The sequence below is a fragment of the Klebsiella variicola genome, from assembly GCF_000828055.2.
Lineage (GTDB): Bacteria > Pseudomonadota > Gammaproteobacteria > Enterobacterales > Enterobacteriaceae > Klebsiella > Klebsiella variicola.
This window is the reverse complement of the sequence record NZ_CP010523.2, coordinates 4,639,398-4,654,265: the sequence shown is the minus strand read 5'-3', so window position 1 is coordinate 4,654,265 and position 14,868 is coordinate 4,639,398. Positions and strand designations below refer to the sequence as shown.

Here is a 14,868-nt window from a genome sequence, read left to right as displayed (position 1 = left end):
CCTTCTCTCAGACCGCGACCAGCATGCCGCCGTCAACGAACAGCAGATGGCCGTTGACGAAATTCGACGCGTTTGACGATAAAAAGACGGCAGCGCCGACCAGCTCCTGCGGATCGCCCCAGCGGGCGGCAGGGGTGCGTTTGCATAACCAGTCGGTAAACGCCTTATCCTCAACCAGCGTCCGGGTCATCGCCGTATTAAAGTAGCCCGGGGCAATGCCGTTGACCTGAATGTTGTGCCGCGCCAGCTCAACGCACATTCCGCGGGTTAGCATCTTCACCGCGCCTTTGGCGGCGGCGTAGGGGGTGATGGTGTCGCGCCCCAGCTCGCTCTGCATGGAGCAGATATTGATGATTTTTCCCTGCTGGCGGTCAACCATGCGCTTCGCGACGGCCTGAGAGACGAGAAATACCGCCGTCTGGTTAACTGAAATCACGTCATTCCATTCCTGCACCGGGAATTCGGTAAACGGGTGGCGGCGCTGGATCCCGGCGTTATTGAATAACACGTCAATCGGGCCAAGATGCGCTTCGATATTGGCAATGGCTTCTTCAACGGCCTCGGCATCGGTCACGTTAAATACCGCAGCATGGGCGGTGGCGCCTTCGTCGCGGAGCTTCATCACCGCATCGTCCGCTCGCGGGGCAGAAAGGTCATTAATAATGATTTCTGCGCCATATTGCGCCAGACCCTGAGCCATGACAAAACCGATCCCCTGTCCTGCGCCCGTAATTAAAATGCGTTTACCTTGTAAGCTGAAAAGATCGTTCATCTCGATATCCTGATTAGCGGCTGAAGAAAACCTGTGCCCTATCTCACGGATTTTTACCGGGGGAAACTGTGATGAAGATCACTCGGAACCGTGTTACAAAAAGGGGTTACTTTAAACGTGACGCTGCCGGTAAATCTCGCTGACTCAACAGGTTAACGGCTACGGACTGGCATTCTCTTTTGCCCCCCCGACAGGCATAATGGCCTGAAGCAGTCAGGTATTTGGCGGACACACAGATGAAAGCACAACGCATTACTCTCCATGATATTGCCGAGCTGGCTGGCGTAACCAAGATGACCGTTAGCCGCTATTTGCGCACCCCGGAAAAGGTGAAACCGGAGACGGCGGAGCGTATTGCCAGCGTGATAGCGGAGATCGGCTATCAGCCCGACCCGGATAATCCGGCGATGACCAGCGTCGCCGTGCCGCGGATTGGCGTACTCATTCCCTCCTTTCATAATCAAATTTTTGCCGATCTGCTGGCCGGCATCGAATCTGTTGCCGCCGGGCATGGTTACCAGACGCTGGTGGTGAATTACGACTACGATCGCCAGCGTGAAGAGGAGCAGATTGCCGCCGTGCTGGCGTTTAATGTGAAAGGACTGCTGCTGACCGAGTCGGTGCACTCCCTGCGGGCGGACAAGTATCTGAATGCCGCGAAGATCCCGATCGCCGAAGTGATGGGGCTGGCGGAGAATCCAGGACGCATCAACGTCGGATTCGATAACTTCCAGGCCGGCTTCGATATGACCACCATGCTGCTGGCCAGCGGTAAACGACGGATCATCTACTTCGGCTCGATGTCCGACGTCCGCGACGAGCAGCGTTATCTGGGCTACTGTCGGGCGATGGAGAGTGCCGGGCTGGCGGTGGGGCGCATTGCGCCGAATAAAGTCTCGTCGGTTTCCATTGGCACCGGCATGATGACCCTGGCGCGGCAAATGTACGCCGATATGGACGGTATCCTGTGCACTAATGACGACCTGGCGGTGGGCGTGTTACAGGAGTGCCTGGCATCCGGTATCAGCGTGCCCCAGGAGCTGGCTATCGCGGGCTTTCATGGCCTGGAGATTGGCCAGATCGTCTCTCCCCGGCTGGCCAGCGTCCTGACGCCGCGCTTCGAGATGGGTAAGGTGGCGACAGAGATTTTAATAAAGAAAATCAAAGGACTGCCCACCATTGAAAAGGTGGATCTCCACTACCGCCTGTCGATGGGCGAAACGATTTAACGGCCACCAGCCAGCGCCTGTCGTGTGTTAGCAAAAGGTTAATGCGCGCGCAGTCCATCGCCTGTCTGGTCGCCGTTTTGTCTTCACGATCACGCGTCCGGTAACATGCATTTTTAACACGATTCAGCGTGATACAGATCGCAAAATCCCCCGATAAAAACCCGTTTGATAGTGGCTACCGTCGTAACCAAACGTCAAACAGGTGATCTGATGAAGAGTGTTATTCCCCGCGCCGTCCTTTTAGTGGCCCCCGTAATTGAAACCCTGCAGCTGCAGCTGGCGGAGCATTTCCCGCTGCTGCGTCTCTACGAGCAGGACGATCCGATCGCCTTTCTGCGTGAACAAGGAGAGAACATTGCCGTCGTGGTCACTCGCGGCGACGTCGGCGTAGCAAACAGCGTCCTTGAGTTGCTGCCTCAGGCTGGGCTGATTGCCATCTTCGGCGTCGGTACCGATGCGGTGGATCTGGCGTATGCCCGCTCGCGGCAAATTGCCGTCACCATCACCTCCGGGGTGTTGACGAATGATGTCGCTGACCTGGCGATGGGGCTGCTGCTGGCCGGTTCCCGTCAGCTCTGTCAGGGCGATCGCTTTGTCCGCGAGGGACGCTGGCTGAGCGGTGGTATGCCGTTGGCGACTCAGGTCAGCGGGAAGCGTATCGGCCTGCTGGGTATGGGGAATATTGGCCAGGCGATCGCCCGCCGGGCGCGGGGTTTTGATATGCAGGTGCTGTATACCGACCGTAAAAAGATAGCGGGCCTCGATTATCAGTGGTGTGCCGACCTGCATATCCTGGCGCATGAGAGCGATTTTCTGGTGATTGCCGCATCCGGCGGCGAGGCGAACCGCGGCATCATCGACGCCTCGGTGTTTAACGTGATGCCGGCGCATGCCTGGCTTATCAATATTGCCCGCGGTTCGCTGGTGGATGAAAAGGCGTTGATCCACGCGTTACAAAACGGCGTTATCGCCGGGGCCGGGCTCGATGTTTTCGAACAGGAACCCCAGGTCCCGGCGGCGCTGATCGCCCTCGATAACGTGGTGCTGCAGCCGCATGTCGCCAGCGCCACGCAGGAAACACGACAGAAAATGAGCGAAGTGGTTTTTGCTAACGTCGCCGCCTGGTTTGCCGGCGCAGCGCTGCCAAACGCTATCGATTAATTAGCTTTTTATTTCTGTACCCGCGCGATCTCAATCAAAACAATAACCTCTGCATAGAGAGTGCAAATATATGAACGAGAAAATTCCCAGCACCCGTTGGCTGCGTATCATTGTGCCGGTGTTAATTGCCTGTATTATGTCATTTATGGACCGGGTTAATATTAGCTTTGCCCTGCCAGGCGGCATGGAGGCCGATTTAGGCATTACCAGCCAAATGGCCGGCGTGGCCAGTGGTATCTTTTTTATTGGTTATTTATTTTTGCAAATTCCCGGTGGGCGAATTGCGGTTAACGGCAGCGGTAAAAAATTTATTGCCTGGTCGCTGGTAGCCTGGGCTATCGTTTCCGTGGCGACAGGGTTTGTGACTCATCAATATCAACTGCTGGTGCTGCGATTTATTCTCGGGGTTTCGGAAGGGGGAATGCTGCCGGTAGTGCTGACCATGGTCAGCAATTGGTTTCCGGAAAAAGAGCTGGGTCGCGCGAACGCGTTTGTGATGATGTTTGCCCCGCTCGGCGGCATGCTCACCGCGCCGGTCTCCGGCGCCATTATTGCGGCGCTTGACTGGCGCTGGCTGTTTATCATCGAAGGGCTGTTGTCGCTGGTGGTGCTGGTCGTGTGGTGGTTTATGATCAGTGACCGTCCGCAAGAGGCCCACTGGTTGCCCGCCCGCGAGCGTGACTATCTGGTGACCACCCTGGCCGCCGAGCGTGCGGCGAAGCAGGCAGAAGCCCCTGTCAGCAAGGCCCCGGTGAAGGATGTGTTTGGTAATGCCGGACTGATGAAGCTGGTGATCCTCAATTTTTTCTACCAGACCGGGGATTATGGCTACACGCTGTGGCTGCCGACCATTCTGAAGGGGTTAACCGGCGGCAACATGGCCAGCGTTGGCTTCCTGGCGGTGCTGCCGTTTGTCGCCACGCTGGCCGGGATCTATGTTATTTCGTTGTTCAGCGACCACAGCGGTAAGCGTCGTCTGTGGGTTCGCTTCTCGCTCTACAGTTTTGCGGCAGCGCTGGTGGCGTCGGTGGTGCTGCGCGACCACATGGTGGCGGCCTATATCGCGCTGGTGATCTGCGGCTTCTTTCTCAAATCGGCTACCAGTCCGTTCTGGTCGATGCCGGGGCGTATCGCTTCGCCGGAGGTGGCGGGCAGCGCACGCGGGGTGATCAATGGTCTGGGCAATCTCGGCGGATTCTGTGGCCCCTATCTGGTGGGCGTGATGATGTATCTCTACGGCCAGAATGTGGCGGTCTGCGCCCTGGCCGGTTCGTTGATTATCGCCGGCACAATGACCTTTCTGCTACCGAAGCAATGCGATCTGGTCGACAGCGATTCTGATGTGGCGATCAAGAAGCAACCCCGAAATGCGTAACCCACTGCGACATAAATCACAGTTATCATTGTAAGCGGTTGGCTTAACTGTCTACACTCTTGCTGATTACGACAAGAGCAAACGCAGGCCAATCAATGATTCTGATAATTTATGCGCATCCTTATCCGCAGCATTCTCATGCGAATAAGCGAATGCTTGAACAGGCAGGGACGCTTGAAGGCGTAGAGATACGCTCCCTCTATCAACTCTATCCCGACTTTAATATCGATGTCGCCGCCGAGCAGGCGGCGCTGGCCCGTGCCGATCTGGTTATCTGGCAGCACCCTATGCAGTGGTACAGCGTACCGCCGCTGCTCAAGCTGTGGATGGACAAAGTGTTGGCGCACGGCTGGGCCTATGGTCACAACGGTATTGCCCTGCGCGGTAAATCGCTGATGTGGGCGGTGACCACCGGCGGCGGTGAAAGCCACTTCGACATCGGCTCATTCCCCGGTTTTCCGGTGCTGGCGCAGCCGTTGCAGGCAACCGCGCTTTACTGCGGAATGAAATGGCTGCCGCCGTTCGCCATGCACTGCACTTTTATCTGCGATGACGAAACGCTGCAGGCGCAAGCCCGCCATTATCGTCAACGCTTAATCGACTGGCAGGAGGCACACCAGAATGGATAGCCATACGCTGATACAAGCGCTGATTTACCTGGGCGCCGCGGCGCTGATTGTGCCCATCGCCGTCCGCCTGGGGCTGGGGTCGGTGCTGGGCTATCTGATCGCTGGCTGTATTATCGGCCCGTGGGGGCTGCGGCTGGTGACTGACGCCGAGGCGATTCTGCACTTTGCCGAGATCGGCGTGGTGCTGATGCTGTTCGTCATTGGTCTGGAGCTGGATCCGCAGCGGCTGTGGAAGCTACGCGCCTCGGTGTTCGGCGGCGGCGCGCTGCAGATGGTGGCCTGCGGGGTATTGATCGGTCTGTTCTGCATGCTGCTGGGCCTGCGCTGGCAGGTGGCCGAGCTGATAGGCATGACGCTGGCGCTCTCTTCCACAGCCATTGCGATGCAGGCGATGAATGAGCGCAATCTGACGGTGTCGCAGATGGGGCGGAGCGCCTTCGCGGTGCTGCTGTTCCAGGATATCGCGGCGATCCCATTGGTGGCGATGATCCCCCTGCTGGCGGCCAGCGGCGGCGCCACCTCGCTGGTGGCGTTTGCCCTCTCCGCGCTGAAGGTGGCCGCGGCGCTGGCGCTGGTGGTGGCCCTGGGGCGCTATCTGACCCGTCCGCTGCTGCGCTTTGTCGCCCGTTCCGGCCTGCGCGAAGTGTTCAGCGCCGTGGCGCTGTTCCTGGTCTTCGGCTTTGGATTGCTGCTGGAGGAAGTCGGGCTGTCGATGGCGATGGGGGCGTTTCTCGCCGGGGTGCTGCTGGCCAGCTCCGAGTATCGTCATGCGCTGGAGAGCGATATCGAGCCGTTTAAAGGGCTGCTGCTGGGGCTGTTCTTTATCGGCGTCGGCATGTCGATTGACTTCGGCACTCTCGTGACCCATCCGCTGCGTATCGTTATTTTGCTGGTCGGTTTCCTGGCGATAAAAATGCTGATGCTGTGGCTTATCGCCAGGCCGCTGGGCGTGCCACGCGCCCAGCGCCGCTGGTTTGCGGTGCTGCTGGGGCAGGGAAGCGAGTTCGCGTTTGTGGTCTTTGGCGCCGCGCGGATGGCGGATGTGCTGGACGGCGAATGGGCTAAGGCGCTGACCCTGGCGGTGGCGCTGTCGATGGCGGCAACGCCGGTCTTGCTGGTCCTGCTGACCCGTCTGGAGAAATCGGCCAGCGGCCAGGCGCGGGATGCTGACGAGATTGATGAAGAGCAGCCGCGGGTGATTGTTGCCGGCTTTGGCCGCTTCGGGCAGATTGCCGGGCGACTGTTGCTCTCCAGCGGGGTGAAGATGGTTATCCTCGATCACGACCCGGATCATGTTGATACCTTGCGCAAATTTGATATGAAGGTTTTCTACGGCGATGCCACCCGGGTCGACCTGCTGGAATCGGCCGGCGCCGAAAAGGCGGAAGTACTGATCAATGCCATAGACGATCCGCACGTCAGCCTTGAGCTGGTGGAGAGGGTAAAAGAGCATTTTCCGCATCTGCAGATCATCTCCCGCGCCCGCGATGTCGATCATTACATTAAGCTGCGCCAGGCTGGCGTCGAGGCGCCGGAGCGTGAAACCTTCGAGGCGGCGCTGAAGTCCGGCCGAATGACGCTGGAGGCGCTGGGACTCGGCGCCTATGAAGCCCGCGAGCGGGCCGATCTGTTCCGTCGCTTCAACCTGCAGATGGTCGAAGAGATGGTGGCGATGGCGGAAAACGACGCGGCGTCGCGGGTGGCGGTCTTCAAGCGGACCAGCGATATGCTCACCGGCATCATCAACGAAGATCGTCATCATCTGTCGCTGGTGCAGCGTCACGGCTGGCAGGGGACGGAAGAGGGCAGGCACACCGGGGATATTGCCGATGAGCCGGAAAATAAGCCCTCAGCCTGACGCTCGTCAGTAACATTTTGTTTTCCGTTTAGAACCGGTTCTGGCGGCCCACGGTGTGAACGTGGGCTTGCCAGCAAATCAGAAAATTTTCTTATTCTTTACCTTCCGGCCAGTCGACGAAGTAGTACGCTTTCCGTATAGTGGCGACAATTTTTTGCACTCGGGAATGAATGAATGATCAGTCTGATTGCGGCGTTAGCGGTAGATCGCGTCATTGGTATGGAAAACGCCATGCCATGGAACCTGCCTGCCGATCTCGCCTGGTTCAAACGCAACACGTTAAATAAGCCGGTGGTGATGGGGCGTCTGACCTGGGAATCCATTGGGCGCCCGTTGCCGGGGCGTAAAAATATCGTGATCAGCAGCAAACCCGGCAGCGACGATCGCGTGCAGTGGGTCTCCTCAGTGGAGGAAGCGATTGCTGCCTGCGGCGATGTGGAAGAGATTATGGTGATTGGCGGCGGCCGCGTTTATGAGCAGTTCCTGCCGAAAGCGCATAAGCTCTATCTGACGCACATTGATGCGGAAGTGGAAGGCGATACCCATTTCCCGGATTACGACCCGGACGAGTGGGAGTCGGTGTTCAGCGAGTTTCATGACGCTGACGCGCAGAACTCCCACAGCTACTGCTTTGAGATCCTCGAACGCCGTTAAGCGGGAAGGATAGCAATGAAAAAACCCCGGTGCGCCTGGCGTGACCGGGGTTTTCTTTTGCGTGAATTCCGCGACGAAGGCGCACTCAGTATCTCGTCATGTTCCCCGCCGCGGGCCTCGTCTTTCGGGAGCGCTGTCCTGGCGACAAATCGCAAGGAAATGTAGGTCGGGTAAGGCGTTAGCCGCCACCCGACACAAAAGTGGCTTCGCGTCCGCCGTTCTTGCCCGGGGCGACAAATCGCAAGGCAATGTAGCCCGGATAAGGCGCAACGCGCCGCCATCCGGGAAGACTCAGGACGCGACGGCTTCGCCTTCGTCGAGGCTTTTCTGGCGGTTCGACGGCTGGGTGAAGTACTGCTTATCTTCCCAGCGCAGGCAGGTGAGTTCCCCGCCCCAGCAGCAGCCCGTATCCAGGGCGTAAATCCCCTCCGGCGTACCGCGTCCCTCCAGTGAAGCCCAGTGGCCAAAGGCAATGCTGTAGGCATTGCTGACCGGGCCAGGAATGGCAAACCACGGCTTCAGCGGCGCCGGGGCGTCCTCGGGCGCCTCTTTCGAATACATATCCAGCTGGCCGTTGGGGAAGCAGTAGCGCATGCGGGTAAAAGCATTAGAGATAAAGCGCAGGCGCGCCAGACCGCTCAGCTCGTTGCTCCAGTGATTCGGCATATCGCCATACATGGCATCGAGGAAGAAAGGGTAGGAGTCGCTGGAGAGCACCGCTTCTACATCGCGCGCGCACTGCTGGGCGGTCTCCAGATCCCACTGCGGCGTGATGCCCGCGTGGGCCATCACCAGCTTTTTCTCTTCATCCACCTGCAGCAGCGGCTGGCGACGCAACCAGTTGAGCAGCTCGTCGGCATCCGGGGCTTCCAGCAGGGATTTCAGACGATCCTTCGGCTTGTTACGGCTGATACCGGCGAAGACGGCCAGCAGGTGGAGATCATGGTTGCCCAGCACCAGTCGCACACTGTCGCCCAGAGATTTGACATAGCGCAGGACCTCCAGCGACCCCGGGCCACGGGCCACCAGATCGCCGGTCAGCCATAGCGTATCGGTGCTCGGGTCGAATTCAACCTGCGCTAATAATGCGATCAGTTCATCGTAGCAACCGTGAACGTCGCCAATAAGGTATGTTGACATTGTTTTAATGAATGAGCGTTGGAACTGCGAGACGGAACACAGGGATCTCGATACGGAACGGCGCGCCGTCGATATCGATCATCTCATAATGACCCTGCATGGTTCCCAGCGGCGTTTCGATGACTGCGCCGCTGGTATATTGATATTCACCGCCTGCGGGAATATGCGGTTGCTCGCCGACCACCCCTTCACCCTGAACTTCAGTCTCACGACCGTGGCCGTTAGTGATGAGCCAGTAGCGGCCAAGCAGCTGAACCTGACTCCGCCCCAGATTGCGAATGGTGACGGTATAAGCGAAGACGTAACGCTCTTCTTCCGGAGAAGACTGCGATTCGATATAGACGCTTTGCACCTGAACGCAAACACGAGGCGAATTAATCATGGTTAGCTCTCCTTCGAAGGCAGATTGTTGGATAACCAGTTGGCCATCTTACAGTACTGCTCTACAGAAATATTTTCCGCACGCACTGCCGGGTCGACGCCCAGCTCGGTCAACACTTCAACGCTAAACAGATTGCCGAGACTATTGCGGATGGTCTTACGGCGCTGGTTGAAGGCTTCGGTGGTGATGCGGCTCAGTACCCGGACCTCTTTTACCGGATACGGCATGGTGCGGTGCGGCACCAGGCGAACCACCGCGGAGTCGACCTTAGGCGGCGGGGTAAACGCGCTCGGCGGCACTTCGAGTACCGGGATCACCTGGCAATAATATTGCGCCATCACGCTTAACCGACCATACGCCTTACTGTTCGGCCCGGCAACCAGACGATTGACCACTTCCTTCTGCAGCATAAAGTGCATATCGGCAATGGCATCAGTATAGCTGAACAGATGGAACATTAGCGGCGTCGAGATATTGTACGGCAGGTTGCCGAAGACGCGCAGCGGCTGGCCCATTTTCTCCGCCAGTTCGCCGAAGTTCATGGTCATCGCATCCTGCTGATAGATGGTCAGCTTCGGTCCGAGGAACGGGTGCGTCTGCAGGCGAGCCGCCAGATCGCGGTCCAGTTCGATAACGGTCAGCTGGTCAAGACGTTCGCCGACCGGTTCGGTCAGCGCGGCGAGACCCGGGCCGATTTCAACCATCGCCTGGCCTTTCTGCGGATTAATCGCCGAGACGATGCTGTCGATCACAAACTGATCGTTGAGGAAGTTCTGCCCGAAGCGTTTACGGGCTAAATGGCCCTGATGGACTCGATTATTCATTGGGTATTAACAATCATTTTGATGGCGAGATTAAGCGCCGTGATAAAACTGCCGACGTCCGCTTTTCCCTGACCCGCTAATTCCAGTGCGGTGCCGTGGTCGACGGAGGTACGAATAAAAGGTAAACCGAGCGTAATGTTCACGCCACGGCCAAAGCCCTGGTATTTTAGCACGGGCAGGCCCTGATCGTGGTACATCGCGAGTACCGCATCGGCATGGTCAAGGTATTTGGGCTGAAAGAGGGTGTCTGCCGGCAGCGGACCGCTGAGGTTCATCCCCTTCGCGCGCATCTCTTCCAGCACCGGAATAATGGTGTCTATCTCTTCCGTTCCCATATGGCCGCCTTCGCCAGCGTGCGGGTTAAGCCCGCAAACCAGCACATGCGGCTGGGCAATGCCAAATTTCGTGCGCAGGTCGTGATCGAGAATGGTGATGATCTCGCGCAGCAGCTCGGGCGTTATCGCTTCGCTGATGGCTTTCAACGGCAGATGGGTCGTCACCAGCGCCACCCGCAGCTCCTCGGTCGCCAGCATCATCACCACTTTGCTGGCCTTCGCGCGCTCTTCGAAGAACTCGGTATGACCGGTGAAGGCGATGCCGGCGTCGTTGATGTTGCCTTTGTGCACCGGGCCGGTCACTAACGCCGCAAATTCGCCGCTAAGGCAGCCGTCGCAGGCGCGCGCCAGCGTTTCCACGACATAGGCGCCGTTTTGCACGTTCAGCACGCCAGGTTCCGCCGGGACGTTCAGCGATACGTTAAGCAGCGTCAGCGTACCGGCGCGCTGCGGAACGGGCGGTTGCGCAGGATCGTATGGGAGGAGAGATAAAGGAAGACCGAGCCGCTGGGCTCGGTCAGTTAACAGGGCGCCGTCGGCGCAGATCACCAGCTCAACTGGCCAGTCGCGCTGGGCAAGCTGCACGACCAGGTCAGGGCCAATCCCGGCGGGTTCGCCGGGAGTGATGACAACTTTACGGATTTCAGGCATCGATATTAGTTGCTCAGAATTTTAACATACGCACTGGCGCGCTGTTCCTGCATCCAGGTTGCCGCTTCTTCAGAGAATTTGCGGTTCATCAGCATGCGGTATGCACGATCTTTCTGCGCGGCGTCGGTTCTGTCGACCTGACGGCTATCCAGCAGTTCGATCAGATGCCAGCCGAAGGAGGAGTGCACCGGTCCGCTGGTCTGCCCTTTGTTCAGACGCATCAGCGCATCGCGGAATGCCGGATCGAAGATGTCCGGCGTCGCCCAACCTAAATCACCGCCCTGGTTTGCTGAACCCGGATCTTCAGAGAACGCTTTCGCCGCTTTGGCGAAGGTGGTTTTCCCGCTCTTAATGTCAGCCGCGATCTGTTCCAGTTTGGCCTGGGCCTGGGCATCATTCATGATCGGCGACGGCTTAAGCAGAATATGACGGGCATGCACTTCGGTGACGGAGATGTTCTGAGTCCCGCCGCGCAGGTCGTTGACTTTCAGAATGTGGAAGCCGACGCCAGAGCGGATCGGGCCGACGATATCCCCTTTTTTGGCGGTGCTTAACGCCTGGGCGAAAATACCAGGCAGCTCCTGGATACGACCCCAGCCCATCTGGCCTCCCTTCAGCGCCTGTTGGTCAGCGGAGTAGGTGATGGCCAGTTTACCGAAGTTAGCGCCGTTGCGCGCTTGTTCAACGATGGCATTTGCTTGCTCCTGAGCTGCGGCAACTTCATCCGCGGTCGGGTTTTCCGCCAGCGGGATCAGGATGTGGCTCAGGTTAAGCTCGGTGCTGGCATCGTTCTGGTCGCCAATCTGTTTTGCCAGCGCTTCGACTTCCTGCGGCAGCACGGTGATACGGCGACGCACTTCATTGTTACGCACTTCCGAAATCAGCATCTCTTTGCGGATCTGGCTACGGTAGGTGTTGTAGTTGATGCCTTCATAGGCCAGACGGCTGCGCATCTGATCCATGGTCATGTTGTTTTGTTTGGCGATGTTGGCGATGGCCTGATCGAGCTGGTCGTCAGAGACCTTCACGCCCATCTTCTGCCCCAACTGCAATACAATCTGGTCCATGATCAGTCTTTCGAGGATTTGATGGCGCAGTGTCGCGTCATCCGGCAGCTGTTGGCCAGCCTGACCCGCATTGAGCTTAACTGATTGCATCAAACCATCGACGTCGCTTTCCAGCACGACGCCATTATTGACGACGGCCGCTACTTTATCGACCACCTGAGGGGCAGCGAAACTGGTATTCGCGATCATGGCGATACCGAGAAGCAGCGTTTTCCAGTTCTTCATACTTTTTCCATTTCAATTAACCGCAAATGCGGACGATGTTGTAAACCAGCCGCATCACAGGGAGCTCTGGTACGGTAAAATGTTCGAACGCAGCATCTGCTGGGTGCCGAGGCCGTAGTTAGAGCTCAGACCGCGCAATTCAATATTGATTCCGAAGGTATTGTCGTATTTGCTCTCGCCGCCGTTGTTGTTGCTATCCCAGCCGTTGACTTTACGTTCGTAGCCAAGACGGATGGCGTAGCAGCAGGAGTTATACTGAACACCCAACATCTGGTTTGCTGCTTTCCGGGTATTGGTATCGAAGTAGTATGCCCCGACCACGGACCAGCGATCGACGATCGGCCAACTGGCGGTCATCCCCACCTGCGAAATACCCTGTTTATATTGTGCCGCCGTGGAATATGAAGGCAGTGTAGCCTGAATATATTCCGGGCTGGCGTAACGATAGTTAAGCTGGACTAAGCGGTTTTCATCGCGACGGTATTCAATGGTGCCGTTACCGGTGGCGACGTTATCCAGACGGGTGTCGTACTGGATCCCTCCGCGTAAACCCCAGTCATCGGCGATGCGCCAGTAGGTATCGCCGGCCCATACTAGTGAACCCGTGGTGTCGTTGTTCTCCCAGTTGATGTTGTCATCACCGGTGCGTGACTCGGTGAAATAGTAGATTTGACCAACGGAAATATTAAAACGTTCCACGGCGGCGGCATCATACACGCGAGAGGTGATGCCGGTAGTGACCTGGTTGGCTGACGCGATGCGGTCCAGACCGCTATAGGTACGGTCGCGGAACAGGCCGGTGTAGTCCGACTGCAATAGCGTGGAGTCGTAGCTACCGATTTCACTCTGATCGCGGTACGGCACGTACAGATACTGCATGCGCGGTTCCAGCGTTTGGGTGAATCCCTCCTGCAGGTCGCGTTCAAAGACCATTTTACCGTCGATTTTAAACTGCGGCATTACGCGGCTGACAGACTCTTTGTAGTCAGTGCCGTTGGCGGCGTTGTACTTATCGAGGTTGCTCTGCTGGTAGTGGGTCGCCAGCAGCTTGGCTTCAGTATTCAGACTGCCCCAGGCGTTGGACAGCGGCAGGTTGATCGTCGGTTCGAGGTGAACGCGGGTCGCTTCCGGCATGTTGTTATTCGAGTTAACAAAATGGGCGACCTGACCGTACAGATGGGTATCGAACGGACCGACATCGTTCTGGTAGTAATTGATGTCGAGCTGCGGCTCAGCCGAGTAGGAGTTGCTCGATTCCCGGTCAAAGACCTGGAACTGCTTGGTCGATACCGTCGCGTCAAAGTTCTGATTGACGTAACCGGCGCTGAATTTCTGCGTCGCATAGCCGTCGGTACTGGAACCATATTTCGAGCTGAAATCGTTGAAGTAGTCAGGATCGCTGACCTTGGTGTAGTCAGCGTTCAGACGCCATACCTGATCGATAACCCCGGAGTGGTTCCAGTAGAACAGCCAGCGGCGGCTGTTGCTGTCGCTCGAGTGATCGTCTTCGTAGACTTTATCCGACGGCAGGTAGTCGAATTCAGTTAAGCCGCCGCCGAGCTGGGTCAGGTAGCGGAATTCGTTTTCCCACATCACGCCGCCGCGTTTGTTCATATAGTGCGGGGTGATAGTGGCATCGAAGTTCGGCGCAATGTTCCAGTAGTACGGCAGGGAGAATTCCACACCGTTTTTGGTACTGTATTTGGCGTTCGGGATCAGGAAACCGGAACGACGTTTGTCGCCCACCGGCAACTGCAGGTAAGGGCTGTAGAAAATCGGTACTGAGCCCAGCTTAAAGCGGGCGTTCCAGATCTCGGCAACCTGCTCTTCACGGTCGTGGATGACTTCGCTGCCCACGACGCTCCAGGTGTCGGAGCCCGGCAGACAGGAGGTAAAGCTGCCGTTTTCCAGAATGGTATAGCGGTTTTCGCCGCGCTGTTTCATCAGGTCCGCCGTGCCGCGTCCCTGGCGTCCGACCATTTGATAATCGCCCTGCAAGACGTTGGTATCTTTGGTGTTCAGGTTTGACCAGGCTTTAGGCCCTTTGAGGATCACCTGGTTATCGTCGTAATGGACGTTGCCCAGCGCATCCACCGTTCGCACCGGTTGCGCCTGGCCCGCGGCCTGCTGCTGATGCAGCTGCACTTCGTCGGCACGCAGGCGGCTGTTCCCCTGGTTAATATCGACGTTGCCGGTGAAGACGGCATTATCCGGGTAGTTGCCCTTCGCATGATCGGCGTTAATCGTCACCGGCAGATCGCCAGGCCGCCCTTCCACGAGCGGACGATCAAAGCTTGGCACGCCAAGCATACATTGCGTTGCGAGATCGGCAGCGAGGCCTTGTTGGCTATACAAGGCGCTGGCAATCATCGTAGCCAGGAGGCTGGGAATACGTTTTTTCATACGTTGTATTTATTGTTCCATCATCTTGTGGCAGCGGCTTGCAAACGGTCAGAGCCTAACTTACTCAACATTATCACGCTAGTGTTAATCCTGCCCGTTTCGAGCCCGAGCGTTAGGCACCCTGTTGAATGACGAGTATGATAAAGCAAATTATAGGCTATGT

At 57.5% G+C, this 14,868-nt stretch carries 13 protein-coding genes; 6 read left to right on the top strand and 7 right to left on the bottom strand.

From position 1 onward, the window contains the following. Positions 1-7: 7 nt before the first annotated feature. Entirely contained in the window at positions 8-772 is a 765-nt protein-coding gene (gene idnO, locus SP68_RS21765) for a gluconate 5-dehydrogenase (protein ID WP_008807482.1), read from the bottom strand. Between the two features lie 236 nt (positions 773-1,008). Between idnO and SP68_RS21760 the strand changes: the two genes are divergently transcribed. The 6 genes from SP68_RS21760 to folA all read left to right on the top strand — a co-directional run bounded on the left by SP68_RS21760 (position 1,009) and on the right by folA (position 7,678). Continuing rightward, on the top strand, positions 1,009-2,001 hold the full coding sequence (locus tag SP68_RS21760) for a LacI family DNA-binding transcriptional regulator (RefSeq protein ID WP_012968956.1): 993 nt from the start codon (positions 1,009-1,011) through the stop codon (positions 1,999-2,001). Between the two features lie 210 nt (positions 2,002-2,211). After that, a complete protein-coding gene (locus tag SP68_RS21755) occupies positions 2,212-3,162 on the top strand; it encodes a 2-hydroxyacid dehydrogenase (RefSeq protein WP_040972901.1) in 951 nt (316 codons plus the stop codon). A 70-nt stretch (positions 3,163-3,232) separates the two neighbouring features. Then, entirely contained in the window at positions 3,233-4,537 is a 1,305-nt protein-coding gene (locus tag SP68_RS21750; protein ID WP_008807479.1) for an MFS transporter, read from the top strand. A gap of 95 nt (positions 4,538-4,632) precedes the next feature. Then, complete coding sequence (gene kefF / locus SP68_RS21745; protein ID WP_008807478.1) at positions 4,633-5,166, top strand: glutathione-regulated potassium-efflux system oxidoreductase KefF; 534 nt, start codon at positions 4,633-4,635, stop codon at positions 5,164-5,166. Next, entirely contained in the window at positions 5,159-7,024 is a 1,866-nt protein-coding gene (gene kefC / locus SP68_RS21740; protein ID WP_012542877.1) for a glutathione-regulated potassium-efflux system protein KefC, read from the top strand. The genes kefF and kefC overlap by 8 nt, the downstream gene beginning before the upstream one ends. 174 nt (positions 7,025-7,198) lie before the next feature. After that, positions 7,199-7,678 (top strand): type 3 dihydrofolate reductase, encoded by a 480-nt coding sequence (folA, locus tag SP68_RS21735; RefSeq protein WP_008807476.1) that lies wholly within the window; start codon positions 7,199-7,201, stop codon positions 7,676-7,678. 291 nt (positions 7,679-7,969) lie between these two features. Here the strand turns inward: folA and apaH are convergent, their stop codons facing one another. From apaH to lptD, 6 genes are read right to left on the bottom strand one after another with little or no spacing between them, the layout of a single operon-like run. Continuing rightward, on the bottom strand, positions 7,970-8,818 hold the full coding sequence (apaH, locus tag SP68_RS21730; protein WP_008807475.1) for a bis(5'-nucleosyl)-tetraphosphatase (symmetrical) ApaH: 849 nt from the start codon (positions 8,816-8,818) through the stop codon (positions 7,970-7,972). A gap of 4 nt (positions 8,819-8,822) precedes the next feature. Beyond that, entirely contained in the window at positions 8,823-9,200 is a 378-nt protein-coding gene (apaG, locus tag SP68_RS21725; protein ID WP_004204274.1) for a Co2+/Mg2+ efflux protein ApaG, read from the bottom strand. A gap of 2 nt (positions 9,201-9,202) precedes the next feature. Further along, positions 9,203-10,024, bottom strand: coding sequence for a 16S rRNA (adenine(1518)-N(6)/adenine(1519)-N(6))-dimethyltransferase RsmA (gene rsmA, locus SP68_RS21720; RefSeq protein WP_008807474.1), 822 nt, complete (start codon positions 10,022-10,024; stop codon positions 9,203-9,205). Continuing rightward, on the bottom strand, positions 10,021-11,010 hold the full coding sequence (gene pdxA, locus SP68_RS21715) for a 4-hydroxythreonine-4-phosphate dehydrogenase PdxA (RefSeq protein WP_040972904.1): 990 nt from the start codon (positions 11,008-11,010) through the stop codon (positions 10,021-10,023). Before pdxA ends, rsmA begins: the two co-directional genes overlap by 4 nt. Before the next feature lie 5 nt (positions 11,011-11,015). Then, positions 11,016-12,302, bottom strand: a complete 1,287-nt coding sequence (surA, locus tag SP68_RS21710) for a peptidylprolyl isomerase SurA (RefSeq protein ID WP_008807472.1) — start codon at positions 12,300-12,302, stop codon at positions 11,016-11,018. Between the two features lie 54 nt (positions 12,303-12,356). After that, positions 12,357-14,705 carry an LPS assembly protein LptD gene (lptD, locus tag SP68_RS21705; protein ID WP_040972907.1) on the bottom strand — a complete coding sequence of 783 codons (2,349 nt, stop codon included), beginning with the start codon at positions 14,703-14,705 and terminating at the stop codon, positions 12,357-12,359. Positions 14,706-14,868 lie beyond the last annotated feature (163 nt).